Origin of the sequence: Aquabacterium sp. NJ1 (assembly GCF_000768065.1) — a bacterium.
Lineage (GTDB): Bacteria > Pseudomonadota > Gammaproteobacteria > Burkholderiales > Burkholderiaceae_C > Aquabacterium.
Window position 1 is genome coordinate 2,792,521 of the sequence record NZ_JRKM01000001.1, and the last position, 26,152, is coordinate 2,818,672.

18 protein-coding genes are annotated in these 26,152 nt (G+C 66.2%); 12 read left to right on the forward strand and 6 right to left on the reverse strand.

The features are described from left to right. Positions 1-153: 153 nt before the first annotated feature. Together JY96_RS11945 and JY96_RS11950 are read left to right on the forward strand one after the other, a co-directional pair. Positions 154-3,330: a hypothetical protein gene (locus JY96_RS11945; RefSeq protein ID WP_152606478.1), complete on the forward strand. Its 3,177-nt coding sequence runs from the start codon at positions 154-156 to the stop codon at positions 3,328-3,330. Positions 3,331-3,528: 198 nt separating this feature from the next. Further along, entirely contained in the window at positions 3,529-5,319 is a 1,791-nt protein-coding gene (locus JY96_RS11950) for a S8 family peptidase (RefSeq protein WP_200883495.1), read from the forward strand. A gap of 11 nt (positions 5,320-5,330) precedes the next feature. On the opposite strand, the gene JY96_RS11955 is transcribed toward JY96_RS11950, so the two are convergent. Further along, on the reverse strand, positions 5,331-5,579 hold the full coding sequence (locus JY96_RS11955) for a hypothetical protein (protein WP_035037697.1): 249 nt from the start codon (positions 5,577-5,579) through the stop codon (positions 5,331-5,333). 290 nt (positions 5,580-5,869) lie between these two features. Between JY96_RS11955 and JY96_RS11960 the strand changes: the two genes are divergently transcribed. From JY96_RS11960 to JY96_RS11980, 5 genes are all read left to right on the forward strand, one after another. Beyond that, positions 5,870-6,541, forward strand: coding sequence for a hypothetical protein (locus JY96_RS11960; RefSeq protein WP_035037698.1), 672 nt, complete (start codon positions 5,870-5,872; stop codon positions 6,539-6,541). 23 nt (positions 6,542-6,564) lie between these two features. Further along, positions 6,565-7,197, forward strand: coding sequence for a bifunctional 2-polyprenyl-6-hydroxyphenol methylase/3-demethylubiquinol 3-O-methyltransferase UbiG (locus tag JY96_RS11965; protein WP_035037699.1), 633 nt, complete (start codon positions 6,565-6,567; stop codon positions 7,195-7,197). 9 nt (positions 7,198-7,206) lie between these two features. Next, positions 7,207-8,736, forward strand: a complete 1,530-nt coding sequence (locus tag JY96_RS11970; RefSeq protein ID WP_035037700.1) for a bifunctional aminoglycoside phosphotransferase/ATP-binding protein — start codon at positions 7,207-7,209, stop codon at positions 8,734-8,736. Positions 8,737-8,754: 18 nt separating this feature from the next. Continuing rightward, positions 8,755-9,726: a hypothetical protein gene (locus tag JY96_RS11975; protein ID WP_035037703.1), complete on the forward strand. Its 972-nt coding sequence runs from the start codon at positions 8,755-8,757 to the stop codon at positions 9,724-9,726. 119 nt (positions 9,727-9,845) lie between these two features. After that, positions 9,846-11,024, forward strand: coding sequence for an acyl-CoA dehydrogenase family protein (locus tag JY96_RS11980; protein ID WP_052162448.1), 1,179 nt, complete (start codon positions 9,846-9,848; stop codon positions 11,022-11,024). On the opposite strand, the gene JY96_RS11985 is transcribed toward JY96_RS11980, so the two are convergent. Continuing rightward, positions 11,003-12,241 carry an MFS transporter gene (locus JY96_RS11985; RefSeq protein WP_035037705.1) on the reverse strand — a complete coding sequence of 413 codons (1,239 nt, stop codon included), beginning with the start codon at positions 12,239-12,241 and terminating at the stop codon, positions 11,003-11,005. The two genes, JY96_RS11980 and JY96_RS11985, sit on opposite strands and share 22 nt — an antisense overlap. A 44-nt stretch (positions 12,242-12,285) precedes the next feature. On the opposite strand from JY96_RS11985, the gene JY96_RS11990 reads away from it, so the two are divergent. Then, positions 12,286-12,504, forward strand: coding sequence for a SlyX family protein (locus JY96_RS11990; protein ID WP_035037707.1), 219 nt, complete (start codon positions 12,286-12,288; stop codon positions 12,502-12,504). Between the two features lie 17 nt (positions 12,505-12,521). Here JY96_RS11990 and JY96_RS22255 read toward each other — a convergent pair whose 3' ends face one another. The 4 genes from JY96_RS22255 to JY96_RS12010 all read right to left on the reverse strand — a co-directional run bounded on the left by JY96_RS22255 (position 12,522) and on the right by JY96_RS12010 (position 19,088). Further along, on the reverse strand, positions 12,522-14,759 hold the full coding sequence (locus JY96_RS22255; RefSeq protein ID WP_081961213.1) for an ATP-binding protein: 2,238 nt from the start codon (positions 14,757-14,759) through the stop codon (positions 12,522-12,524). A gap of 199 nt (positions 14,760-14,958) precedes the next feature. After that, positions 14,959-16,815: a sensor histidine kinase gene (locus tag JY96_RS22260; protein ID WP_052162450.1), complete on the reverse strand. Its 1,857-nt coding sequence runs from the start codon at positions 16,813-16,815 to the stop codon at positions 14,959-14,961. Between the two features lie 168 nt (positions 16,816-16,983). Beyond that, positions 16,984-17,619, reverse strand: a complete 636-nt coding sequence (locus JY96_RS12005; RefSeq protein ID WP_081961214.1) for a tRNA-uridine aminocarboxypropyltransferase — start codon at positions 17,617-17,619, stop codon at positions 16,984-16,986. Continuing rightward, positions 17,616-19,088 (reverse strand): aminoacyl-histidine dipeptidase, encoded by a 1,473-nt coding sequence (locus JY96_RS12010; RefSeq protein WP_035042510.1) that lies wholly within the window; start codon positions 19,086-19,088, stop codon positions 17,616-17,618. Before JY96_RS12010 ends, JY96_RS12005 begins: the two co-directional genes overlap by 4 nt. Positions 19,089-19,267: 179 nt before the next feature. Here JY96_RS12010 and yegQ point away from each other — a divergent pair, with 179 nt between their 5' ends. The 4 genes from yegQ (at position 19,268) to JY96_RS12030 (ending at position 26,137) form a co-directional block, all read left to right on the forward strand. After that, positions 19,268-20,650: a tRNA 5-hydroxyuridine modification protein YegQ gene (yegQ, locus tag JY96_RS12015; protein ID WP_035037709.1), complete on the forward strand. Its 1,383-nt coding sequence runs from the start codon at positions 19,268-19,270 to the stop codon at positions 20,648-20,650. Between the two features lie 138 nt (positions 20,651-20,788). Then, entirely contained in the window at positions 20,789-23,638 is a 2,850-nt protein-coding gene (locus tag JY96_RS24135; protein WP_035037712.1) for a TonB-dependent siderophore receptor, read from the forward strand. A 141-nt stretch (positions 23,639-23,779) separates the two neighbouring features. After that, positions 23,780-25,165, forward strand: a complete 1,386-nt coding sequence (gene fumC / locus JY96_RS12025; RefSeq protein WP_035037715.1) for a class II fumarate hydratase — start codon at positions 23,780-23,782, stop codon at positions 25,163-25,165. Between the two features lie 111 nt (positions 25,166-25,276). Further along, positions 25,277-26,137, forward strand: a complete 861-nt coding sequence (locus tag JY96_RS12030) for a hypothetical protein (RefSeq protein ID WP_035037718.1) — start codon at positions 25,277-25,279, stop codon at positions 26,135-26,137. The last annotated feature ends 15 nt before the right edge of the window (positions 26,138-26,152 follow it).

Genomic DNA, 26,152 nt, shown 5'->3' on the forward strand with positions numbered 1-26,152 from the left:
GGAAAGACCGGTGGTGTCTGGCGGTCTTGTTCTGCGGTCTTTGGGATACTGTGCAGCCAGCGGCGCCCAAGGCGTCGGTTCAACACCAATCAGGGAGTCAGGATGCATACAGGCGTCTGGAAGCGGTGCGCGCGTGGGATGGGGGCTGTGCTCATGTGCACGTGGGCTTTGGCGGTGCAAGCGCAGTCGGCCGCGGTGTTTCCACCTTCTGTGATGCCTGGTACGCCTGAATGGCGTGCCAGCCTGCCGCCAATGCCGCACGAGCAGCATCCGGGCAACTGGCCTCAACCCGACTATTTCACCAAGGCGTTGGCGCTGACAAGCTTCAAGTCGTCGGCAAGGGTGCAGGGCGTAGCGGTGCCGAGCGCCGTGCCAGCGGGAACTGCATACATGGCGCTGCCGGTTCAAACCCAGGCTTTTGGCTTTTCTCGCGTGTTTGCCGCGCAGATAGGGGCTGAACTGGATTGGCTGGTGGCGGCGTCCGGTGTGCCTGCAACCGGGCAGACCGAGGTGGTTGATGCCTATGGCCCTTTCGCGCGTCGGCTGGATGAGGGTGCCATCGAACGTCTGGCAAGGCAGTACCCGAAGCAGAAATTGCTGGCGCTGTATCTGGGCCACGATGGTGTGAACCATGCGTTTGTGAGCTTGGTCGCGCAAGGCGCTGACGGCAAGCGCGTGGCGCACAAGACCGTTGATTTGCCCTCCGAGCAGGACAAGGCCTTGGAGAGCCTCGTGGCAGCGTTGCCCGAGTTGTTGCGCCAGGTCGGGGTGGTGGGTCGCGCCCCTCAGGCTGCCAGGGCACGAGGAGCATGTGAGGCGCGAGTCTGGGCGCTGGCGAATCTGCCGGCGGATGCGTCTGTGGTTCAGCAAGCTTGCCATGCCTTGGCGATCGGGACTTTGTTGCCGATCTATGGCGCCGAACTGGCCGGGGTGGACCAGCAGCAATCGCCTGCGAAGCTGGCCTGGCTGGCCAAGGCACTGGTCTGGAGCCGTCGCGGGCTGGAGCCGGTCGGTTCCGGTGCGGCCATTCGCGATCTGGCTTTGAGGCAATTGGCGCCGGGCAGCACCACGCCAACGATCACGCCTTATGTGAGTCTGGCTGACCCCGTGGTGTCTGCGCTGGCCCGTTTGTTGTCCTTGTCCGAGCGAACGAGCAAGGCGCCGGTTCGCTCGCAGGACGATGCGAGGGACCAGGAGGCGTTGCGTTTGCAGGCCGCCTTGCCTGCCTTCGCCAGCGCGGTGATGCGCGCGCGTACGGATGTCGAGGAGCCCTTCAGCACCGTTGATTTTTGTGTGATTGAGCGGCGCTTCCCTGGCGGCATGCCTTCCGCCAAATGCCGCGCTGAACAGGAGCCTGGTGAGGTGGCGCCAGCCAGATCGTCCACACAAGCTGAAAAACAGCTCTACCAGGATTGGCGCATCGCTGCGAGCTACAAGGAGTTCGATTACTACGCTTCAGTTCAGGGGCGCCAGGACGCGGCGCGTGAGGTGTGGAAGCGCTTGCCGCTGGATGTGGCCGAGCACCCCTTCCTGCAGCGGGCCAAGTACCTGTTTGAGCAAGGCAACAAGCCGCAAGGCAGCTACGACGTGTTGCTCAAGCATGAGCGCGCCATGGTGCATGACTTTGTGCAAACCACGGTGAATTACCAGCATAACGAGCGCTGGTACGACGGCTACTCGCTCACCGAACACGGCTGGACGGACAACTTCAACATCATGAACGACCAGGCCGTGGCCGCAACCACTTCGGCAGAGAGGCGATTGCTGGTGGTCATGAGGTTTGATCGCTTTGTTCCAGGGCAGCAGGCCGGGATGCGAATCCGCAAGCCGGGGGATCCCGCCTTTTTCCTGGCGCCGTCTATGAACGATGTCATGTTGGGCGCTGAGCCTGGGGGCTTGGAGGTGACACCGGTGCCCCCGACCACGGTCAAGGCCAGCGCAAGCTCGCCGCCGATGGCGGTGCTGGCGACACCGCCTCTGTTTTCGCCTCATATGCCGTTCATGGAAGAAGTTTCCAAGGCAGAGTTGCAAAAGCGTGTGGCTGCTGATCCCCAGAGTCTGGAATGGCGAACGGAGTTGGCGCTGTCCATGCTGAAGGATGGGGCGAGTCTGGCTGACGCGCTCAAGGTGGTCGACGAGCGCCCGCTGAGCCAGCGCGTTGACGATCGTGTCGGTGAGTCACACGCGTGGGCTTATCCCGCGCATGCTTTCTACTTCATTGGCGAGCCCGATGTTGCCAAGAAGTATTACGAACGCGTTCGGCGCATTGGATCGGGGAGCGACTCCGATTTGCTGGCGCGCGTGAGGGTGCCCCAGATCGAAGGGCGCATTCCCGACGCCTTGGTGGCATCACAGACACGTCTGCGGCGCTACGACGGTGAGTTCGCGTGGTTTGACACCGTCAGCTTCTTGTTGCTCACCGGGCAGGCAGACCAGGCCTGGTCCTTGTTCACCGAGCGAGCGGCCTCAGCGAAGTACTGGCCAGTCTGGACTGCGCCCATGGCGGGACACCGCTTGCAAGGCCTGGACCTGAAGGGCATTCAGGATTGGCTGAATCGCAAGCAACTCGACAAGGTCCAGATCGACCGACAGGATGTGACCCGTCGGTACCTGCACATGCAGGCTGTGATCGACCGGTTGCCCAGTGATGCGGATATCGCGCTGTTGCGCGAGCGCCAGGGCCAATACAGCTATGTGCCCTCGCAATGGGGCTCTTCGGCACGGCTGCGGCAGGCGGCGCTGCGGCGCGAGGGCTTCAAGGCGGCGTACGACGAGGTGGTGGCCAAGGCGCAATGGGGCGAACAGTCTCGCAACGACTTCATGTTGCCGATCTACACCTGGGTGGCTTGGCAAGCCACGGGCGGCAAGGATCGCAACCTCGACCAGGTTCGGCAGGCGACCACCGGCTGGGGCTTTGACAACATTCTCGCGAAATCGATGCTGCTGGCGCTGGAGGGCCAGACCGAGGCGTCCTTGCATTTCTTCAGGGCGGCACGCATCGAGCAGGCTCAGCTGGGCCTGGGTGATGACGGCCTTATTCAGCGCCCCATTGCTGCCAGTTATGACTACGCCCTGGCGGGCTACCTGATGTACAAAAAGACAGGCGTGCCGGCCTACCGCGATGAAACCCTTCGTTTTGTGCGTGCTTATCAGCGGTCCTGGCCGCAGTCAGCCTGGTTGTTCGCCATGCAAGCGGTGCTGGAGACCGACAAGCAGCAAAAATGGGCGGCGGCATGCCGGGCTCGGGCGCTGGACGCCAGGTCGTACTTCCTGAGCCAAGCCGGTGTTGATCTGAAAGAGGGCCGAGCCTGCCCAGCCCGTCTATGGTGACGGGTGATGACGGCGCAGCAGGGCGCCCACCCGAGCAGGGGGACACAAGGGTTAGCACGCAGTGGGGTGATTTGACGTGGCTCATAAAGTCGGTCACGCTCGCCCATCCCTTTTGATGGGCTGGGCAACAATCCCCCGGCGGTGGGCTCACGCCGCAGCAGATCGTCGTAGCAGTAGAAGAAGCAGTAGAGGCCCCTCATGCGCAGCATCCGTCTTTCGCATCTGGCACAGTGCGTCGCCCTGGTGGGCCTGGTGTCGGTGACCGTGGCCCATGCCATGCCCCCCTTCCAGCCGTGGCAACAGCCGCATGGGCCGCTCAATACCCTGGCGCCCGAGCAGTTCACGGATCGCCTGGTCGTCAAATACCGTGACGCGTCCTCCACCAAAGCACCCAGCGCGGCCCAGATGGACAGCACCCGCGTGGCCGCAAACCGGCAAGGGGTGAAGCTCAGCCACCTGCGCCGCATGGGGCTGGGTGCCGACGTGATCAAGCTGGATCGGCACCTGCCGCTGGCGCGCGTGCGGCAACTGGCCGACGAGCTGAAGGCGGGGGATGCCAGCGTCGAGTATGCCGAGCCTGATCGCATCGTCTACCCGATGATGACGCCCTCGGACACGTATTACGGCTATCAGTGGGATCTGTACGAGGCCAGTGGCGGCATCAACGCACCTGCGGCCTGGGACAAGGCCACGGGGGCCGGTGTGGTGGTGGCCGTGGTGGACACGGGTGTGCGCCCGCATGCCGACCTGGCCGCCAACCTGCTGCCGGGTTATGACTTCATCAACGACACCAAGGTGTCCAACGACGGCAATGGTCGCGATGCCGATGCCAGCGACCCGGGCGACGCCACCGACGCCGGCTTTTGCGCCAGTGGCTCGGCGGCCACCAACAGTTCCTGGCACGGCACGCACGTGGCCGGCACCATTGCCGCGGTGACCAACAACGCCGACGGCGTGGCCGGTGTGGCTTTCGGCGCCAAGGTGCTGCCCGTGCGTGCGCTGGGCCGTTGTGGTGGTTACATGTCCGACGTGGCCGATGGCATGTACTGGGCGGCGGGGGGCGCGATCAGCGGTGTGCCTGCCAACACGACGCCCGCGCGGGTCATCAATGTGTCCATGGGTGCCACGGGTGCCTGTGACAGCACCTTCCAGAGCAGCATCAATGCCGTGCGCGCGCGTGGCGCGGTGGTGGTGGCCGCCGCCGGCAACAACAATGGGGATGCCGGCCAATTCACACCCGCCAGCTGCGCGGGCGTGATTGCGGTGGCGGCGGTGGGGCGCGATGGGGGCAAGGCCTCGTACTCGAACTATGGCGCGGTGGTGTCGATTGCGGCGCCCGGTGGCGATGGCGGCGACGGCATCACCTCGACGATCAACGCCGGGCTGACTTCACCCACCACCGATTCGTATGGCACTTACCTGGGCACCTCGATGGCCACGCCGCACGTCAGCGGTGTGGCGGCCCTGATGTTGTCGAAGAACCCCAGCCTGACGCCGGACGATGTGCAGACACGCCTGCAGGCCAGCGCGCGGCCCTTCCCGGCTCCCTGTGCGCAGTGCGGGGCGGGCATCGTGGATGCCAGCGCGGCCGTGGATGCGGCGGGTGCCCCTTCCATGCTGGCAACCACGATCGTGGAGGTCGAGCCCAACAACAGCATCTCCACGGCGCAGGTGATCCCGTCCGCGCCCATGCAGGTCAACGGGTTCCTGGCCAGCTCCAGCGACGTGGATTACTACAAGTTCTCCCTGCCGGGTGGCAAGCGCCTGAGCATCACGCTCATGCCCAACTCGACGGCCAACGCCAATCTGTATGTCTATAACCTCGCCGGGCGTTTGCTGGCTTCGAGCATCAAGGGCACGGGCAAGGTCGAGAACGTGACGATCACCAACGCGACAGGCGGCAGCAACACGCTGTCGATACGGGTGGTGTACGGCGGCGGGACAACCGGCGCGGTGGCGGGCAGCTACGTGATGCTGCTCAACTACTGAGTTGCGGCCAGCTATTGCGTGTTGAGCGTCTGATCGCGCTTGGCTCGCCTTTGCGCCCACTCCTGCTTCGGGGTGAGCGTGGGCGCCTCGGGCGGCTGGCGGTGCTTGAAGCGCCACACAGCAGTCAGCGCGCCAGCGCCCATCAACAAGGCGGCACTGAGCACACTGGGCCCGTTGAGGCCGAAGGCGGGGATCAAGGCGGCGCCAGCGGCTGCGTAAATCACGGGCAGCTTGCGGTAGAGGGCGTCAGGGATCCACATGGTCTGAGTTGAGGGTGGGTGTCCTGAGGGATATCGTCTCAAACACCGCCAACCTTGAGGGCCGAGCATCCCCCCGGTGCAACGGACATGGCCGCACAAAGATGAGGTCGCCGTGAACTCTTCCCGTTTCACGTGGTGGGTTGATTGCGAACAAACCCGTGCCGAGAGGGCCGAGTGGGCTGCAGGGTCACTCGATTGGCTCCTTGGGTCATCCCTTTCTGCAGGGGCGCGGGCCGCCAGGCGGGCTTGAAGGCGCTACCTTCCTTGTTTGCGCCCTGAAGGATTGCCCCATGAACCCGAACCGCAGACTCATCGTGGCCTGGAGCCTGTTGCAGGTCACCCTGGCTGGCACCGGTTGCAGCAGCACGCCCAAGGTCACCCGCCAGACCTACACCGAGAAGGTGTCCACGGTGATGATCACGCAGGACAAGAAGCAGTTCGTCATCCTGGGCGAGCGCCATCACTACATCTTCACGGCCCCCGAAGACCTGGTCGCCCTGCTGGGCTCGCCGCTCAAGGGCAAGGCCACCGCGCGCTTCCAGCCCTTCCTGGTCACCGTGGACGGCGTCACCACCGGCGACTTCCACCTCACGCTGCCTGCCGGCCTGAGCGAAGAAGAAGCGGCCCAGGCCAAGGCGATGGATTTCGTGCAGCAGGCCGATGGCAGCTGGTGGCATGACGGCACACTCGAAGGCAAGCGCTACATCCAGGGGCACACGCTGCGCACAGGCCGTATCCACGCCAACCTGTCGCACACCTATGACGTCACCGTGGAGGCCGAGGAAACCGCCGGCGAAAAGGCCGCCCAGGATCTGGCCTCGCCCATCGCGTCCACGGCCGATGGCATGCTGATGGTCTATTTCGCGGTGCTGGTGCCCATCCTGATCCCGCTGATCTTCCTCACGCGTGAGAAAAAGCCGACCGCTGCCGCGGTGGCGCCGACGCCGGCCTCTGCACCCTGATGCTGGCTGTGTCAACATGAGGCATGGACCTCAGCAAGCAAGACCTGCAGCACATTGCCGACGATACCCTGGCGCACTATGAAGCGCGGGCCGAGCCCTTCTGGCAGGCCACGCGCGACCACGATGTGAGCCAGAACATCGCGGCCCTGCTGCGCTTCATGGAAGCGCCTGCGCCGTTCGACATCCTGGATTTCGGCTGCGGGCCGGGGCGGGATCTCAAGACCTTCACCGAGATGGGGCACCGCGCCGTTGGCCTGGAAGGCTCGCCGAGCTTCGCCGCCATGGCGCGCCAGCACAGCGGCTGCGAAGTGCTGGAACAAAGTTTCCTGGCACTGGACTTGCCCCCTGCGCGCTTCGATGGCGTGTTCGCCAATGCCTCCCTGTTCCATGTGCCCAGCCAGGCGCTGCCGCGTGTGCTGCGTGCCTTGTCTGACACGCTCAGGCCCGGCGGCGTGCTGTTTTGCTCCAACCCGCGCGGCCAGGGGCAGGAGGGCTGGCAAGGCGGGCGCTATGGCGTCTACCATGAGCTGGAGGGCTGGCGTGCCTACATGCAGGCCGCCGGCTTTGTCGAGCTGATGCACTACTACCGGCCGGAGGGCCTGCCGCGCGCGCAGCAGCCCTGGCTGGCCAGTGTGTGGCGCAAACCCATGGCGTGAGGGGCTTCCATGTCGAGCGAGCTGGTTCAACATCTGCAACGGGAATGGCAGGCGCGCTTGATCGAAACCCACATCTCCTGGGTGCTGCTGGATGGCACCCATGCCTGGAAGATCAAGAAGCCGGTGAAGCTGTTCTTCCTGGATTTCAGCGAGCTGGCCGTGCGGCGCGAGCTTTGCATGCAGGAACTGTGGCTCAACCGCCGCCTGGCGCCCGATCTGTACCTGGACGTCCGACCGGTGGTGGGTAGCGCCCAGGCACCCCGCCTGGGCAAGGCCTTGCGCCCCGGCCTGCCCGATGAGGAACCCGCCATCGAGTACGTGCTGCAGATGAAGCAGTTCGAGCCAGGCGCCCTGCTCAGTGAGCGTCTGGCCGCGGGGCGTCTGGAGGGTGCGCAGCTGGAGCGCCTGGCCCGCCGCCTGGCCGTGTTCCACCAGACCGCTGACATGGCCGAGCCTGACAGCGACTGGGGCAGCCCGGCGCAGATCACCCAGCCCGTCGAGAACCTGCTCGATGGCCTGGCGGCGCATGGCTGTGACAGCGCCTGTGCGCGCCTGCGCCCCTGGTTGCACGCGCAGGCCGTGCAGTTGCATGGCACCTGGCTGCTGCGCAAGACGCAAGGCCGCATCGTCGAAGGCCATGGTGACCTGCACCTGGCCAACGCGGTCGTGCTGGGCGAGGAGGTGACAGCCTTTGATTGCATCGAGTTCGACCCCGCCTTGCGCTGGATCGACGGCCTCAATGACATCGCCTTCATGGTGATGGATCTGCTGGCCCATGCGCGTGCCGACCTGGCCTGGCGTTTCCTGAACAGCTACCTTGATGAACGCGGTGACCACGCGGGCCTGCCCGTGCTGCGCTACTACCTGGTCTACCGGGCCATGGTGAGGGCCCTGGTGGCCCGCCTGCGCGCCGATCAGGGGGCGCAGGATCAGGGCCCGGATTACCTGGCGCTGGCGCTGCGCCTGATCGAGCCGCCTGCACCGCGCCTGCTGATCACGCACGGCGTATCGGGCTCGGGCAAAAGCTTCGTGTCCGGCCAGTTGCTGGAGCAGGCCGATGCCATCCGCTTGCGTGCGGACGTGGTGCGCAAGCGCCTGTTCGGGCTGGGGCCGGGCGCGGTGTCTTCCGGCCAGGTGGCCGGTGGTATCTACGACGCGCAGACCACCGAGGCCACCTATGCGCGTTTGCGCAAGCTGGCGCAAGGGGCCCTGGCCGCCGGCTGGCCCGTCATCGTGGACGCCACCTTCCTGCACGAGGCCGACCGCGCCCGCTTTCACGCGCTGGCGCAAGAGTTGGGCGTGCCCTTTCACATCCTGCATTGCCAGGCGCCGCACGCGGTGCTGTGCGAGCGCATCGTGGCCCGGCGCACCCAGGGGCATGACGCGTCCGAGGCGGACCTGGCCGTGCTGCAGGCCCAACTGGCGCAAGCCCTGCCCTTGCTGGACAGCGAGCGCGCCCACACCCTCGTCGTGGACGCGACCCAGCCCTGGTCGGCCCAGGCGCTGGCCGCTCAATGGCTGGCCGCGACGGCGTCTTGACGGAGGGGGACCGAGCCCATGCAACGCTTCGATGTCTGCAACGGTGATGCCGATGGCCTGTGTGCCACCGTGCAATGGCGCTGGCATGAGCCGGGCCCGGCCACGCTGATCACGGGCCTCAAGCGCGACATTGCCTTGCTGGCCCAGGTGCCTGCGCAGGCTCGGCCAGGCGACGAGGTCAATGTGTTCGACCTGTCCATGCAGCGCAACCAGCCTGCGTTGCAGCAGTTGCTGGATGCCGGTGTGCGCGTGCGTTACGTGGATCACCATGCCACGGGTGCCGTGCCCGAGCACTCCTTGCTGCAGGCGCATGTGGACCTGGGCAGCGAGGTGTGCACCAGCCTGCTGGTGGACCGTTTGCTCAACGGGGCTTGCCGCCACTGGGCCTTGGTGGGTGCCTATGGCGACAACCTCACCGCCGTGGCCGACCGGCTCGCCATCGCTTCAGGGCTGGACGCAGCGCAGCGCACGGCCTTGCGCCGCCTGGGCGAAGGCATCAACTACAACGCCTATGGCAACACCGAGGCCGATGTGCACCTGCCGCCCGCCCGCCTGTACGCCCTGCTGGCCCGCTACCAAGACCCATTGGACCTGCTGGCGCACGAAGCGTTGGCCGACGAGCTGGATGCGCTGCGCCAATCCGACCTGGCCCAGGCGCAGCAAATCAAGCCCCTGTGGCAAGGCCCGCAGGGCCGGGTGCTGTGCCTGCCCGATGCAGCCTGGGCCCGCCGCGTGCAGGGCGTGCTGGCCAACGAGCTGGCCAATGCGCAACCCGAGCAGGCCCACGCCGTGCTGTGCTGGCGAGCCGAGGGCGGCTACAGCGTGAGCCTGCGCGCGCCCTTGTTGCAGCCCGGTGGTGCGGCCACGGTGTGCCAGGCCTTCGGCGGCAACGGCCGCGCGCGTGCGGCCGGCATCGACGTCCTGCCCGAGGCGGCGCTGCCACGCTTCATCGCCGCGTTTGCGGCTGCGCACTGGAGCGCCCCCGCCTGAATCGGGTGGTGCGCACACGCCGTATGCCGCGCTGGATTTGTGCTGCGTCAACGCCGCGGCGCTTTGGGCTCAGTAAGGTGGGGGCATCCGTCTTTCAAACGCCAGCGAGCTCACCCATCATGACCATCAGCCCTGCCGCCCTTGACCGCATCGAAGCCGTTCGCCGCATCGCCCGCGAGGTGGCCGGCCCTGCGGCTGTGTCCGTGGACAAAGAGGGGCGCTTCCCCCGCGAGGCCATCGACGCGCTCAAGGCCGAGAAACTGCTGGCGGCCTATGTGCCCGAGGCGCTGGGTGGCAAGGGCTCGTCCATCGTCGAACTGGGCCTGATGTGCGAAGCGCTGGGCCAGCGCTGTGCCTCGGCCGCCATGGTGTTTGCCATGCACCAGGTGCAGGTGGGTTGCCTCGTGCGCCACGGCCACACGCCCTACTTCCAGAACTACCTCAACGAGCTGGTGCGCAACCAGCGCCTGATCGCCTCCGTCACGTCTGAAGCGGGCGTGGGCGGTTCGGTACGCACCAGCATCTGCAACATCGAGCAAGACGGCGACACCTGCACCGTGCGCAAGGACGGCACCGTGGTGTCCTACGGTGAAGACGGTGAAGACCTCTTGATGACCGTGCGCCGCACCAACACCTCGGCCGCGAGCGACCAGGCCCTGGTGCTGGTCAGCAAGAGCCAGTGCGAGATGCAGCAGACCAGCACCTGGGATGCCATGGGCATGCGCGGCACCTGCAGCCCGGGTTATGTCATCACCGCCCGCTTCCAGCCCGACCAGATCGTGCCTGACCCGTTTGCCGACATCAACGCGCACACCATGGTGCCGTGGGCCCACATCCTGTGGGCATCGGCCTGGCTGGGCATCGCCACCGACGCCGTGACCCGCGCCCGCGCCTTTGTGCGCGAGACGGCCAAGCGCATGGGCGGCAGCACGCCACCCACCGCACCGCGCCTGAGCGAAGTGGGCGCGCGCCTGCAGCTGATGCGCGCCCAGGTGCGCGAACGCGCCGCCTACTACGACATGCTCATCAACCAGCCCGATGGTGGCAAGGACATGCTGTCATCCGTGGGCTTTGCCGTCGAGCTCAACCACCTCAAGATCAATGCGTCCGAGCTGGTGGCCGAGATCTGCACCAAGGCCTTGCGCATCACCGGCACCACGGGTTACCGCAATGATTCGCCCTACAGCGTCACGCGCCACCTGCGTGATGCGCACTCGGCCGCGCTGATGATCGGCAACGAGCGCATTCACGCGGCCAATGGCGCGCTGCACCTGGTCTACAAGGACGACGTGCTCTGAAGCTCGGCGCGTCGCCAGGCGCGGCCATTGGCCAGCTGCGCGCCGATGGCCAGCAGGCCGTTGAGCAGCAAGGCCTGGCGCACGCCCAGCGCGCTCACGGTCAAACCCGTGAGCAGCCCGCCCAAGGCCAGGCCGCCGCGCATGGCCAGCATGAACAGGCTCACGGTCTGGCCGCGGATGCGGACTGGCGCCGTGGCTTGCAGCAGCGCGTTGGCCGAGGCATTGCTGGTGGTCATCACGATGCCGGCCAGCACGAACAAGGCCGGCAAGGCCCAGGCCCAGCGGTTGAGCGCCGCCAGCACCACGATCACGCCATAGGTCACGGCCGCCCATGAGCTCAGCGGGCGGCGGTCGCGGGTCGGGTCAATGGCCAGCAGCGCCGTGGCGCCCAGCAGGCCGCCCACGCCAAACGCGCCCACCGTCAAGCTGAAGCGCGCGGCGTCACCCTGGAAGGCGGCCTTGATCAGCACAGGGCAGAAGGTGATCAGCGGGGCGCACAGCACGCTGGTGGTGAACACCGTCAGCAAGGCGCCGCGCAAGGGCGCTTGATGCCAGACCTCCTGCACGCCCTGCACCAGCTGCTGGCGCGAGGGCCAGCGTGTCGAGTCGGCGCTGGGTGTGTAACGCGGCAGCACCCACAGCGCCACCAGGATGAAGGGCAAGTAGGACGCCGCACTGACCGCGAAGGCCCCGGCCATGCCCACACTGGTCATCAGCACGCCGGCGATGGCCGGCCCCAGGATGCGCGAGAGGTTGAACTGCGTGGTGTTGAGCGCAATGCCCGAGGGGATCTGCTCACGCTCGACGATCGAGGGCACGATGGACTGGAATGAAGGCATGGACAGCGCATCCGTGATGCCCACGATCAGCGACATCAGGATCACGACCCAGGGCTGCACGGTGCCGGTCAGGATCAGAACCACCAGCAGCACCGGGCACAGCATCTGGATGGACTGGAACACGGTGATGATGCGGCGGCGGTCGGCGCGGTCGGCCAGCGCGCCGCCCACCAGGGTCAGCAGCAGTACTGGCGCGCCCGAGGCGAAGGTGTCCAGCCCCAGCAGGAAGGGCGAGGCCCCCAGGCTGAGCATCAACCAGGGTTGGGCCACTTGCTGGGCCCAGGTGCCGATGTTGGCCAGCAGGCTGGCAAACCAGAAGGTGCCGAAGCGGCGGGTGGTCAGCAGCCGCAGTGATCGGCGAAAGGGGGTGTCTTGCATGGGCGGGGGTGTTGCCCCCTGGCCTTTTCAGGTCCAATACGGGCATGGAACACACCGATCTTATCGACAAGCGGCTCACCGATCTGGAAATCAAGGCCGGGTTCACCGAAGACCTGCTGGACCACCTCAACCAGCTGGTGGTGCGCCAGCAGCAGCAGATCGACTTGCTGATCAATGAGGTCATCCAGTTGCGCCAGCAGGCATCGGACGCCTCTGCAGGCGGTTTCCGCAGCCTGCGCGACGAATTGCCGCCGCACTACTGAGCCCGGCCGGGCCGGCATCAGCCGTGCTGCGCAGGCCGCTCGCTCACCCAGCGGGCAATGCGCTCCAGCAGCAGCGAGGGCGCGATGGGCTTGCTGATGTGGTCGTTCATGCCGGCGGCCAGGCATTCCTGGCGGTCCTCTTCAAAGGCATTGGCCGTCATGGCGACGATGGGCAGCGTGGCGCAACCCGGCAGCTGGCGGATCAGTTGCGTGGCCTCCAGGCCGTTCATCAGCGGCATCTGCACATCCATGAGGATGAGGTCGTAGTGATGGCGGCTAGCCTTGATGACCGCCTCCTCGCCGTTGAGCGCCACGTCGAACTCGATGCCCGAGCCGGCCAGACCCTCGATGGTGACCAGGCGGTTGACAGCGTTGTCCTCGGCCAGCAGGACGCGCACGCCCTTGAGCTGGTCCGGGCGCACAGCCGGTTGGCGTGGCGCCTGGGCGGTGCCGCTGCTGGGCGCGTGGTGGGCTGGCTTGAAGGGCAAATCGACCCAGAAGGTGCTGCCCTGGCCGGGTGCGCTGAGCGCGCCGATGCGCCCGCCCATCAACTCCGCCAGGCGTTTGCTGATGGCCAGGCCCAGGCCGGTGCCGCCAAAGCGGCGCGTGTTGGAGCGGTCGCCTTGCTCGAAGGCCTTGAACAAGGTCTCAAGCTTGTCTTCGGCAATGCCGATGCCGGTGTCCTGCATGGCCATGTGCAGCCAGACCCGGCCGTTGGGCTCGCACCCGGGCGGTGGCGGGATCAGCCGGATCGACAGCGACACGCGCCCGCGCTCGGTGAATTTCACGGCATTGCTGGCGAAGTTCAGCAGCACCTGCTGCAGGCGCATGTCGTCGCCATGCAGGTATTTGGGCAAGGCCGTGTCCAGGTCCTGCACCAGGTCCACCCTGGCCTGTGAGGCGCGCCCGCGTACCAGGTCGAACACATGGGCGACCACCTCACGCAGGTCGAAGTCCCGTTCGGCCAGCGTGAGGCGGCCCGCCTCGATCTTGGAGATGTCCAGGATGTCGTTGATGACCTGCAGCAGGTGGGCCGAGGCGGCATCGGCCTGATCGAGTTTCTGGATCTGGTTGGGCTCGTGCAGATCACGCCGCAACAAGGCCAGCAGGCCGATGATGGCGTTCATCGGCGTGCGGATCTCGTGGCTCATGTTGGCCAGGAAGGTGCTCTTGGCCCGGTTGGCCAGCACCGCGTCGTTGCGGGCTTGTTCCAGCTCCTGGGTGCGTTGGCCGACCAGTTGCTCCAGGTGGCTGCGGTGCTCCTCCAGCTCCTGCTGGGCCTGGTCACGGCTGTGGCGAGCCCTGATCGCACTCAAGCCGTAGCTCAGGGTCGCGGTCAGCTTGGTGAGCAGGTCGACTTCTTCTTGCTGGAAGGCGTCGGGCTCTGGAGCGTATAGCGTGAGCACCCCAACCGTGTGCTCGTCCAGCAGGAAAGGCAAGGCGGCGGACGACTGGAAGCCGTGCCGAATGGCCTTGTCACGCCAGGGGGCCATGACCGGGTTGGTTAGCACGTTCTGGTTGCACACCGGCGCCATGGTGCGCACGGCCGTGCCACTCGGGCCTTGCCCATTGGCGTCATCGGCCCATGAAATGTGCAGGTCTTGCAGGTAATCGCCTGCCGAGCCCGCCCAGGCGGTGGCACGCACCGGTTTGCCTGGGGTGTCTTCGGCCACGCCCACCCAGGCCATCAGGTAGCCGGCCTCGTTGACGGCCAGCTCGCACACCCGGTGCAGCAATGCGGCTTCGTCTTGCGCCTGGATCAGCATGCTGCTGCACTCGCCCAGCAAGCGGGCGGCGCGGTTGATCTTGCGCAACTCCAACTGCGCCTGGCGCAGGGCGGTGATGTCGCGCGCAACGCCGGCCACCGCGTAGATGCGGCCATGGGCGTCAAACAATGGGGTCTTGAGCGATTGCACCAGCACCTGGTGCCCGTCGCTGGCATAGGTCAGCTGCGATTCGGAGGTGAAGGAGCGCCCGGTGGCCACCACGGCCTCGTCGCTCAGCCGGAAGTGCTCGGCCTGAGCCTGGCCGACAAAATCTTCATCGCGCTTGCCCACGATGTCGGCTTGTCGCGCACCGAAGAAGCGTTCGAATTCGGGGTTGCAGGCCAGGTAGACGCCTTGGAGGTCCTTGACCCAGACCAGGTCGGGCATAGCGGCCATCAGCGCGCCGAGGTCGACGTGCTCGTTCTGCCACGCACCAAGCGCATCGCTCCAGGCGCCATGCAACGCCGGATCGTGCTGTGAAAGACCCATGCTGCCTCCCCGGACGGACGGTCATCAACTGCTGGATATGCAGCAGCCAGGTACGCCGGGCATCTGCATCGGATTAGACAGGATAGCGAAAGGGCTATTTCGGCGGAACAATAAATGAGCGCCTGCCCCCCCATGGAGGCAATATGCAACAGGGCGCGCACGGAAGCAACAGGAAATCGGACAAGTCTCGGCGGGTGGCTCAGGGCGTGATCGAGGGCAACTCGAACACGAACTCACTGCCTTGCTGAGGCGCGCTGTGCACGTGCAAGGTGCTGCCCATCAGCTCCAGCAGCTGCTTGCAGATCACCAGGCCGATGCCGGCACCGGGGATGGCGCTGCTGCCCCGCCCGAGCCGGTTGAAGGGCTCGAACAGGTGCTGGAGCTGCTCCGGCCCCATCCCCAGCCCGGTGTCGCTGACGGCAAACCGCACGTTTGGGCCATGGCGTGTGGCGCTGAGCGTGATGCTGCCGTCGGGGCGGTTGTACTTGATGGCGTTGCTCAGCAGGTTGAGCAGCACCTGCTTGAGGCGCGTGGGGTCGGCCCGCACCAACCCGGTCTCGCCCTGCATGGAAACGTTGAAGTGCAAGCCGGCGGCCTGGGCCTGGGGCGCCATCATCTCGTGGCAGGACTGGACCAGCGTGGCCACGTCCAGCTCGGTGGCGTGGATGTGCATCTGCCCGGACTCGATGCGCGAGACGTCCAGCACGTCGCCGATCATGTCCAGCAGGTGGCGCCCGGCGTGGTCGATGTGCTGGACCATCTCGCGCTGTTGCGGGCTGAGCGGCTCCCGCTGGTTGAGCATCAGCACCTGGGTGAAGCCCAGCACGGCGTTGAGCGGCGTGCGCAGTTCATGGCTCATGCGCGACAGGAAGCTGGTCTTGGCGCGGTTGGCGGCTTCGGCGGCCAGTTTGGCTTCGCGTTCGCGCTCACGTTCGCGCAGGCGCTCGCCCATGTCGGCAAAGCCTTGTTCCAGCAGCGCAAACTCATGCGGGACGCGTTCACCATCGGCCATGTCGGGGGTCTCGCCTTGCGCGATGGCCCGCATGCGCTGCAGCAGGCGTTGCGTGGGCTGGATGACGCGGTTCATGGCCAGCCACCAGGCCATCCACAGGGCCAGGGCAAAGGTCAGGGTGCTGATGACCAGCAAGGTGATCAGCGATCGCTTGAGCTCATCCGTGATCTGTGCCTGGGGAATGCCGACCGCGACACACCAGTCAGAGACCCGCGAGCGGCTGAAGGCGGTGATCACGGGGATGCCTTCCAGCGTCACGGTTTCCAGCACGCCATCGGGCACTTGCCGGGACATGCGGATCAGGTCGGGCACGGCGGGGTGGCCCACAAAGCGGTCCATCTCGTGGGTGCGCGCGACGATATTGCCCTGGCTGTCCAGCACCGAGCTGATCCAGTCCTTGGGCAGGTTTTGCGCGGTGAGCACACTGGCAAAACGGTCGGGGAAGATACCGGCACTGAGGCTGTAGCGCACCCGCCCGTCACGCCGGACGGGCACGCCCAGCGCCAGGATGGGCTTGCCGGTCACCGGGCCGACAAACACATCGGTCAGCACCGGCTCGCCCTGCTCGAAGATGCGCTTGAGCTGGGGTGGGCCGCCCACCAGTGGCAGCGGGGCGCCCCAGGCCACGAGGGTGTTGACCTGCTGGCGGCCAGCCTCGTCAATCAGCACATAGCTGGAAATGTTCTGAAAGGGCAGTGCGCTTTGGGCCTGGGTGTAGAAATCGGCCAGGTCATCGGCCTGGAGCGAACTGGTGGTGGCCAGCACACGCAGGCCCGCCGTCACGCTGACGATTTCCCGGTCCAGGCCGGCCGCGGCCGCGCGTGCCACCGAGATGGCACGCTCGATGGCCTGCGCCTTGTGCTGCCGGTAGTCGGACACAATGAACCAGGCCGACAGCAGGATGCCGGGCAGCAGGCACGCAAGGATCAGCAACGCCAGGTTCGTGCGGATTCGCCAGATGGCGCCTGGAGCGACACTGGTCTGAACGGTGGGCCCTGATTTCTTTGCGATGTCACCGTTGCTCCAGGTGAGCAGGTCGGACATGGCGTGTTGGATGCTTGGTTATCTGGCACCCGGCGATGCGGAACGCAGCCAGGTGGGCGGTACAACATGCAAGACGACGAACAGCAAGGTCGGCAGCCCTCAGTAGACCACAAGCGCCTGGTGCATGAACCGCTTTCTTGACCTCGACCGGTGCAGGGGTAAGGCCCGTCACGGCCTGGGGTTGAAGCGCGCCTGATCGGCCACGAAGGCATCAAAGGCGGCCAGCAGCGGCGCATAGCGCGCAGGTGCCTGCTCCAGTTCGGCCAGCGCCATGCAGCAGGCCTCCAGTGTCGACAGCTGATCGGGGCGGTGGGCCTTGCGAATCAGGTAGCGCGAAGGTGCATCCGGCTGCAGCGCGAGCCGGGGCAGGGCTTGCAGCAAGGGGTTGAGGTGCAGCATGCGCAGGCTTTTGCGCCAGGTGCCGTCCAGCACGACCAGGCGGGTGCGGGCGGGGTCCAGCTCGCTGGCGGACGCCGATGGCGCCGGCAGGCCTGCTTGCGCGGGGTAGAGCAGCACCGCTTGCCGGGCCTCGCCTGGCGCGGGGGCCAGCCAGGTTTGCAGGGCGGCCGGTTCGAAGCACTCGCCCACCTGGGTCTGGCCACGCTGCAGGCTGAGTTGCAGCAGGCGCGCGCTGCCCTTGGCCTGGTGCACCTCCAGCGGGTGTTGCAGGATCAACAGCGGGGTTTCGTTCGCGGTGGGGGTGATCCAGCTGCACAGGCAGGTCTTGAGCGGCCGCTCGCAGCGTGGGCACCGCGCGCGTTGGGGCGCGCTGCCGGTGTCCGCCATGCCGACGGGTTCGTTCATGTGCCGATGGCCGACACGATGGCCGTGAACAGCTGCCAGGTGCGCGCCACCGAGGCCACTTCCACCTGCTCGCCGGGTGCATGAGCGCCCCGGATGGTGGGGCCGAAGGAGACGATGTCCATGCCCGGGTACTTGGCCGCGATGATGCCGCACTCCAGCCCGGCGTGGATGACCTGCGTGGCCGATGCCTGCTGGAACTCGCGCTGGTAGACGCGCTGGCACAGCGTCAGCAAGGGTGAGTCGGGGTTGGGCGTCCAGCCCGGGTAGGCGCCGCTCTGTTCGGCCTGGGTGCCCGACAGCGCCCACAGGCTCACGATCTCGTCAGCCAGGGCCTGGCTGCCGCTGTCGCGCAGCGAGCGCACCATGAAGTTGCAGCTGCCACCGGTGGGTGTGAGCTCGACCATGCCCAGGTTGTTGGAGGTCTCCACCACGCCGGGCACGCGCTGGCTCATGCGGCGCACGCCATGCGGTGCGGCGTGCAGGCTCTGCAGCCAGATGTCCTGCTCGGCTGCGGCCATCACCTGCGTGGCTTGCACGGCCTCGGCGCGCAGTGCCAGGCGGGGCTCGACCCCTTCAAGCTCCTGCTGCAACAGGGCCTGCCACGACAGCAGGACCTGGGCGAGATCAGCGGCCAGCGCCTCGGGCACCGCGACCACCGCAAAGGCCTCGCGTGGCAAGGCGTTGCGGGCCGTGCCGCCTTGCAGGCTCACCAGGCGCACATCACCCAGGGCCTCCAGGCCACGCAGCACACGCACCAACAGCTTGATGGCATTGCCCCGCTCTTCGTGGATGTTGACGCCGGAGTGCCCGCCACGCAGCCCGGTCAGGCTGATGCGCCAGGCATCGTGCTCGGGCGGCATGGGCTCGGCCAGGCCGGTGCGTGCCACGTTGACGTCCATGCCGCCGGCACAACCGAGGTAGAACTCGCCCCACGCCTCGGTATCCAGGTTGAGCATGAGGCGGCCTTGCAGCAGGCCCGGTTGCAGCCCTTGCGCACCGCCCATGCCGGCTTCTTCGTCCACGGTGAACAAGGCCTCGATGGGGCCGTGCGGCAGGCTCTGGTCGGCCAGCAAGGCCAGGATCATGGCCACGCCCATGCCGTTGTCCGCGCCCAGGGTGGTGCCTTCGGCCTTCACCCAGCCGTCTTGCAGCACGGGCTGGATCGGGTCGCGGCTGAAGTCGTGCTTCGAATCGCTGTTTTTCTGGCAGACCATGTCCAGATGGCCTTGCAGCACCAGGCCGGGCAGGTGTTCGCGGCCGGGCGTGGCGGGTTTGCGCACGATCAGGTTGCCAGCCTGGTCCACCAGCGTCGCCAGGCCCAGGCCCTCGGCCCACTGGCGCAGGTGTTCACGCAGCGGGCCCTCCTGCTTGGAGGGGCGCGGGATGCGGCACAGGGTGGCGAAGTGGGCCCACACGGCGGTGGGTTCAAGGTGGCTCAAGGCTTCAGGCGTGGCGGCGGTGGTCGACATTTCAGCAGGCGCAACAGCAGGCAGGTTGATCACAGGTGAAGGCCAGGGCGCTGGCCATGGCTGTGACAGACGTGGAGCCAGCTTGCAGTCGGCCGGCCACCCGGGGATGCTAAGCCCGAAGCGCCCCGCGTGTTCGAATGCCATCCCAAGCCACCGAGAACGCGCGAAAATACGCGGCTATGACCCGCCCCGCCCCCGAACTGCTTTTGCCCGCCGGCTCGCTCGACAAGATGCGCGCCGCTTACGACTTTGGCGCCGATGCCGTGTATGCCGGCCAGCCGCGTTACTCCCTGCGCGCGCGCAACAACGAGTTCAAGCTGGAGCAGCTGCAGCAAGGCATCAACGAGGCCCGGCAACGTGGCAAGAAGTTCTACGTCACCAGCAACCTGATTGCGCACAACGACAAGGTGCGCACCTACCTGCGCGACATCGAACCCGTGGTGGCCATGAAGCCCGACGGCATCATCATGGCGGACCCCGGCCTGATCATGATGGTGCGCGAGAAGTGGCCCGAGGTGGCCGTGCACCTGTCCGTGCAGGCCAACACGACCAACTACGCCACCGTCAAGTTCTGGGAGAAGGTGGGCGTCAAGCGCATCATCCTGTCGCGCGAGCTGAGCCTCGACGAGATCGAGAAGATCCGCCAGGAATGCCCGGACATGGAACTGGAAGTGTTCGTGCACGGTGCCCTGTGCATCGCGTACTCGGGCCGTTGCCTGCTGTCGGGTTACTTCAACCGGCGCGACCCCAACCAGGGCACCTGCACCAACGCCTGCCGCTGGGACTACAAGACCCATACCGGCTCGGAGTTGTCGGACACGGGCGAGGTCATCCCCATCAAGCTGGAAGGCGACTTCAACTTCGCGCACGAGCAGACCGAGGCCGAGCAGGCTTTCTCTGCTTGTGGTGATGGCAAACGCCATCCGGCTGCCGACCAGGTCTACCTGCTGGAAGAAGCCGAGCGCCCGGGCGAGCTCATGCCCATCATGGAAGACGAGCACGGCACCTACATCATGAACTCCAAGGACCTGCGCGCCGTGGAGCACGTGGCACGCCTGGCCGCCATCGGGGTGGATTCGCTCAAGGTCGAAGGCCGCACCAAGTCGCTGTACTACGTGGCCCGCGTGGCCCAGGTCTACCGCCAGGCCATTGACGACGCGGTGGCGGGCAAGCCCTTCAACCCCGATCTGCTGCTGCAGCTCGAAGGCATGGCCAACCGCGGCTACACCGGCGGCTTCCTGCAACGCCACCCGGCGCAGGCGTACCAGAACTACATCACCGGTCACTCCGAGTTCCAGCGCAGCAAGTTCGTGGCCGAGGTGCGTGGCATCGAAGACGGCTGGGCCGAGGTAGAGGTCAAGAACAAGTTCGCCGTGGGCGACACCATCGAGGTGATCCACCCCAGCGGCAACCAGATCGTCAAGCTGGAGGCCATGCGCAACCTGGAGGGCGCACCCATCGAGGTCGCGCCCGGCAGCCCGCTGCGCGTGCGCATCCCGCTGGCCGAGCAGTACAAGGGTGCGCTGCTGGCGCGTTTGCTGGAGCCCGCCACCGCGGCGTGACCTGCAGCGGGGCAGCGGGCTTGACACGCCGTTGCGTGCCGGCTGGATCCCCCTAAGCTGAAGGGCGGGCAGGCTATCGGCCAGGGCCGGGCTGCGCCTACACTGCGGCGCAGCTTGACCCCCTGGAATTGCTCGCCCATGAACCGCTCCTGCCCTTTGACGGCGGTGGCTTGGGCCCTTGCCGTGCTGTGCGCCACCCTGGCCACGGGCGCATCCGCCCAGACTGCCCCGATCCCTGCTTCCATCCCTGTGCCCGCTGACCAGGCTGGCCATCAGCCTGCGGACCACCTGCCCGCCATCCAGATCACCGGCACGGCCTTGCGTGGTACCGATGCCCAGGCCGCCGCGGTGCCTGTGACCGTGCTGGGCCGCGCTGACATCGAGCGTTCCGGCGCACGCACCACCACCGAGCTGTTGCAGCAACTGCCGGTGATGCAGGGCATGACGCAGACCACATCGGTGGTGGGCAATGACTCGCGTGGCTACGCCAGCGTGTCCATCCACAACCTGGGTGATGCCTACACGCTGGTGCTGCTCAACGGCCAGCGCGTGGCGCCCTTTGGTGGGCAGCTGAGCAACGGGGCCTTGTCGGGTGTGGACATCAACACCATCCCGCTGGCCATGGTCGAACGCATCGAGGTGCTGACCGATGGCGCTTCGGCGCTGTATGGCGCCGATGCCCTGGGTGGTGTGGTCAACATCATCACTCGGCGTGATGGCGATGCCAACGAGGCCACGGCCGGTGTGACCTGGCCGCGTGGCGGTGCCCGTGAATGGCGGCTGAGCGCCTTCAAGAGCGTGGGCAGCGTGGAGGATGCCGGGCAGAACCTGAGCCTGGGCGTGTCGGCCATGCGCCGCAGTGCGTTGCGGGCCACGGCGCGGGACTATGCGCGTGATGCCATCAAGGACTTCAACTTCGAGGGGCAGCGTTATCGCTTTGCGGATGTGCAGGATGCGGGTGCCCCTGCAACGATCTACGACTTCACCGGCACTTTTGGTTGGGCCAACCCCATGCTGAAACTGACGGGGCGGTGCCCAAGTGGTTCGTATGTCTATGACAACCCTTATGCCCCCTTTTTCTCGTATCAGTTTTTTCCGCTCTGCTCCTACAACTACGCGGGCGATCTGGACCTGGTGCCTGAACAAGCTCAGCACAGCTTGATGACCAGCTTTACCCGGCAATTCACGCCGGACAACAAGCTGCAGCTGGACCTCTTGCTCTCACGCAGCGTGGTCACCTCTCACCTGGCGCCAGTGGCGACGGGCTTTTACGGGCTGGATGTGCTCAGCAGCTCGCCGGCTTTTGCTGGTCTGGGTGTGGGCGACAACCCCGTCAATCTGAGCTACCGCTTCGTCGACCTCGGCCGACGCGGCTTCGAAGACACCTCCGACCTGGCTCACCTGGCTGCGCGTCTGGAAGGGCGTTTGCATGGCTGGTCCTGGTCGGCCGGCCTGAGCTATTCAGCCAGCTACCAGCGCAGCGACATCGAGCACGCCCTGAGCACCAACGCGGCCAAGCACCTGTTTGACGATGGCCTGGTCAACCCGGTGGTGGCACCCGGCCAGCAGACGGCTTCAGACCTGGCTGCGCAACGCGCCGCCAGCTACAACGGCGAATGGCTCAGTGGGCGCTCAACCCTGGCCGAACTGCAATGGCTGGCTTCACGCGAGCTGATGCCCTTGCCGGGCGGCCCGCTCAAGTGGGCGGTGGGCGCCAACCTGCGGCGTGAAGGCCTGCGCTTCCAGCCCAGCCTGTTTGCGCAAGGCATGTTGTCAGACCTCGGTGCAGGTACCATGGCCTCGTCCTTCGACGCCGGCAACCTGCGCCTGGGGGATACCGTGCCCATGCAATCTTCCAGCGCTTCTCGCTATGTGTGGGGCCTGCTCAGCGAATGGCAGGCACCTGTCGCCCCCGCGCTGACCCTGGGCGCGGCCGTGCGCACCGACCACGATGAATTCGCGGGCCAGGCATGGACGGGCAAGACCAGCGCACGCTGGCAGGCCGCGCCCAACCTGATGTGGCGCGCGTCGCTCGGCACGGGTTTTCGCACACCCACGCTCAACCAGATGCGCTCGCCCGGGCGCTCCGATGGGGTCACCAGCAAACCATATGACTGCACGGCCGATTTACAGGCTGTCGCGGTGTCTCTGGGGGCGGCGCCTTGCAGTGCCGCGGCCATCTACCCCCTGGTCGTCGGCGGCAATGGTGACTTGCAGCCCGAGAAGTCGGTGCAGGCCAACCTGGGCTTGAGGCTGGCGCCCGCAGCCGGTTATGTGCTGGGTGCCGACTTGTGGGCCGTGCACATCCATGACCGCATCGGCTCGGTGGACGAAGCCGTGGCCTTCGAGCACCCTCAGGCCGTGCCGGCTTCGACCTGGACCACGGTGGACACCGGCAGCGGCCCGCAACTGGCGCTGCAAGGGCGCCCGACCAATCTGGGCACGCTGATGTCATCGGGGCTGGACCTGTTGGCCAGCGCACGGCGCCCCACTGCCATTGGTGTGATCGACACCCAGATGCGTGCCACCGTCATGCTGCGCGAAGACAGCCAGGTCTACCCCGGTGGTCCCTGGTTCAGTGCGATCGACGACGGGCGCTACGGCGCCGCCACCTTGAAATGGCGTGCCAACTGGCGCACCAGCCTGATCCGTGCGGGCTGGACACACACCCTGACGGCGCGTTACCAATCCGGCTATGACGACGCGCCCATCACAGCCTACCCCGTGGACGCCAATGGCCAGGTCACCGGGCCGGGGCAGCAGATCCGCCTCAAGGCCGCGGATCAGGTCCTGTGGGACTGGCAGACCAGTTGGCAGCTCGATGGCACCCTGCAACTGACGGCTGGTGTGGTCAATATCTTTGACACCAAGCCGCCCTTGTCGCTCAACCAAGGCGGCGCAGGCAAGGGCCAGATGCTGGGTTACGACGAGCGCTACTTCGATGCCCGCGGCCGCATGTTGATGCTGGAAGCGCGGCTCACCTTTTAGGGCCACATCGCCTGCATGCGCCTTGCGGCGTCTGTGCGACGCATGCGTTACATGTGCACGGCGGTACCGCTGATGCCAGCGCGGGCACGCCCTTGACAGCCGCCATCGGGGCGCGCAAGGTGGCCACACAGGAGGCCTCTCATGCAGCCTTTGTCCCGCGTTGAACACGACGCCATGGGCGAGATCCTGGTGCCCGCATCGGCCCTGTGGGGCGCCCAGACGCAGCGCTCGCTCCAGCACTTCGCCATTTCCATCGAACGCATGCCCATGGCCCTGATCATGGCGCTGGCCCGCATCAAGCGAGCGTGCGCCCTGGTCAATGCCGGGCTCGGTTTGCTGGACGCCCGTGTGTCGGCCGCCATCGTGCAGGCTGCCGACGAGGTGCTCGCCTGCCAGCATGACGAGGCCTTCCCCTTGTCGGTGTGGCAGACCGGTTCGGGCACGCAGACCAATATGAACATGAACGAGGTGCTGGCCAACCGCGCATCCGAGCTGCTAGGCGGCGGCCGGGGCCCGGCGCGCCTGGTGCACCCCAATGACCACGTCAACCTGGGCCAGTCGTCCAACGACATCTTCCCCACGGCCATGCACGTGGCCGCGCTCTCGGCCTTGAACCTGGCGCTGCTGCCTGCCCTGAGCGCGTTGAAAGACACGCTGGCCGACAAGGCCGATGCGTATGCCGACATCATCAAGATCGGCCGCACCCACCTGCAGGACGCCACGCCTCTGACCCTGGGCCAGGAGATGTCGGGCTGGGTGGCGCAGCTTGCGCACGCGCAAACCGCCATCACCCACAGCCTGGATGCCCTGCATGCCCTGGCGGTGGGCGGCACCGCCGTGGGCACGGGCCTCAACACGCACGCGCAGTTTGGTGAGCGCGTGGCGAGCATGCTGGCCGAGGAGCTGGGCTGGCCGCTGTACACGGCACCCAACCGCTTTGCGGCCCTGGCCTCGCACGAACCGCTGGTGAGCGCGCATGGGGCGCTGAAGACCCTGGCCGTGGCCTTGAACAAGATCGCCAACGATGTGCGCTGGCTGGCCTCCGGCCCGCGATGTGGCCTGGGCGAGCTGCACCTGCCGGAAAACGAACCCGGCAGCTCCATCATGCCCGGCAAGGTCAACCCCACGCAGTGCGAGGCGCTCACCATGGTGTGCTGCCAGGTCATGGGCAATGACGTGGCGCTCGGCATGGGCGCGGCATCGGGGCACTTCGAGCTCAATGTCTACAAGCCGCTCATCGCGCATGCCTTCCTGCAAAGCGCGCGCCTGCTGGCCGATGGCATGGCCAGCTTCGATGTGCACTGCGCCCGCGGCATCGAGGCGGACCGCGCACGCATGGCCGAACTGGTGGGGCGCTCGCTGATGCTGGTCACCGCGCTCAGCCCGCACATCGGTTATGAGCGCGCGGCCCACATGGCGCAATACGCCCATGCCAAGGGCCTGAGCCTGCGCGAGGCCGCGCTGGAACTGGCTTACGTCACCGCCGAAGAGTTCGACGAATGGGTGCGCCCGCAGCGCATGGTGTGACCCCTTGTTCCCGGGGGTGATGTTTGTTCAATCGCGCACACAATGCCTGCGGGGAGGGCCGCTGCATCGCTGGATGCAGGCCTGGATGTCCATCAATTGAACTGAACTCGAATGACTTTCTCGAAGAGCCAGCGTGCCTCAACGCTGATGAGCTTGGCCGTTTTGTGGGGACTGTCGGCCTCTCAAGCCCATGCCGACAACAAGCTGTTTGTGACCGATACGCTGGACCGCGGCCAACTGGACCTGCGCATTTCCACGTATCACGGGGCTGCAAAGGGCGACATCACCCTTTTGTCCGATGGCAGCACCATCAGCAGCAAGTCACAAGGCAATGAGCTGGACGCGGCGGTGAGGTATGGCCTGGGAGCATCCACCCATATCGGGCTGTCCACGAGCTATGGCGTGAATCGCTCGCACCAGCTGGATGAATCCTCGGGCAACACGGGGGATTTCAAGGCCAAGGGCTTTCAGGGCGGCAGTGTCTGGGTCAGACATGGCTTCCTGACGGGCTCGGATTCGCCCTTGACCTTGTCTGGCGAGTTGGGTGTTGATGTTGCCACCGACAAGAACCTCTCCAACAGCTCATACAGCACGGCTTCATTGAGCGTGGCTGCCGGGTGGGACTTTGGTCAAGGTGTCAAAGGCTATACGGCGCTGGAATACACGGCAACCGAGCATGCTGATCAGGCCCGAAGCGTGAAAGTGAATGCAGGTGTGTGGCTGCCGTTGAACCGTCAGGTGACCATTGCGCCTGGCTTGACTTACCGGCGCCAGATGGAGACAACCTACATCAATGCCTATTCTGACTACACCTTGGGGTTGGCGGCCATGGTGCAAGTCGCACCTAGAACCTACATCAACCCGTCGCTGTTGTGGATGCGCAGTGAGGCGGTGGAGAGCAAGAACGGGCTGGCCCGGTTCAATGAAACCAACGGGCATACCGTGGGGGTGCAGCTCTATCAGTTGTTCTGATCCAGCAGGCACACA

Coding starts and splice junctions, on each gene's coding strand:
- JY96_RS11950 (WP_200883495.1), top strand. CDS start 3,529: ATGCGCAGCATCCGTCTTTCGCATCTGGCACAGTGCGTCGCCCTGGTG.
- yegQ (WP_035037709.1), top strand. CDS start 19,268: ATGACCCGCCCCGCCCCCGAACTGCTTTTGCCCGCCGGCTCGCTCGAC.
- JY96_RS11965 (WP_035037699.1), top strand. CDS start 6,565: ATGGACCTCAGCAAGCAAGACCTGCAGCACATTGCCGACGATACCCTG.
- JY96_RS12010 (WP_035042510.1), bottom strand. CDS start 19,088: ATGTCGACCACCGCCGCCACGCCTGAAGCCTTGAGCCACCTTGAACCC.
- JY96_RS12005 (WP_081961214.1), bottom strand. CDS start 17,619: ATGAACGAACCCGTCGGCATGGCGGACACCGGCAGCGCGCCCCAACGC.
- JY96_RS11960 (WP_035037698.1), top strand. CDS start 5,870: ATGAACCCGAACCGCAGACTCATCGTGGCCTGGAGCCTGTTGCAGGTC.
- JY96_RS11990 (WP_035037707.1), top strand. CDS start 12,286: ATGGAACACACCGATCTTATCGACAAGCGGCTCACCGATCTGGAAATC.
- JY96_RS11955 (WP_035037697.1), bottom strand. CDS start 5,579: ATGTGGATCCCTGACGCCCTCTACCGCAAGCTGCCCGTGATTTACGCA.
- JY96_RS11970 (WP_035037700.1), top strand. CDS start 7,207: ATGTCGAGCGAGCTGGTTCAACATCTGCAACGGGAATGGCAGGCGCGC.
- JY96_RS11985 (WP_035037705.1), bottom strand. CDS start 12,241: ATGCAAGACACCCCCTTTCGCCGATCACTGCGGCTGCTGACCACCCGC.
- JY96_RS12030 (WP_035037718.1), top strand. CDS start 25,277: ATGACTTTCTCGAAGAGCCAGCGTGCCTCAACGCTGATGAGCTTGGCC.
- fumC (WP_035037715.1), top strand. CDS start 23,780: ATGCAGCCTTTGTCCCGCGTTGAACACGACGCCATGGGCGAGATCCTG.
- JY96_RS24135 (WP_035037712.1), top strand. CDS start 20,789: ATGAACCGCTCCTGCCCTTTGACGGCGGTGGCTTGGGCCCTTGCCGTG.
- JY96_RS11975 (WP_035037703.1), top strand. CDS start 8,755: ATGCAACGCTTCGATGTCTGCAACGGTGATGCCGATGGCCTGTGTGCC.
- JY96_RS11945 (WP_152606478.1), top strand. CDS start 154: ATGTGCACGTGGGCTTTGGCGGTGCAAGCGCAGTCGGCCGCGGTGTTT.
- JY96_RS22260 (WP_052162450.1), bottom strand. CDS start 16,815: ATGTCCGACCTGCTCACCTGGAGCAACGGTGACATCGCAAAGAAATCA.
- JY96_RS22255 (WP_081961213.1), bottom strand. CDS start 14,759: ATGGGTCTTTCACAGCACGATCCGGCGTTGCATGGCGCCTGGAGCGAT.
- JY96_RS11980 (WP_052162448.1), top strand. CDS start 9,846: ATGACCATCAGCCCTGCCGCCCTTGACCGCATCGAAGCCGTTCGCCGC.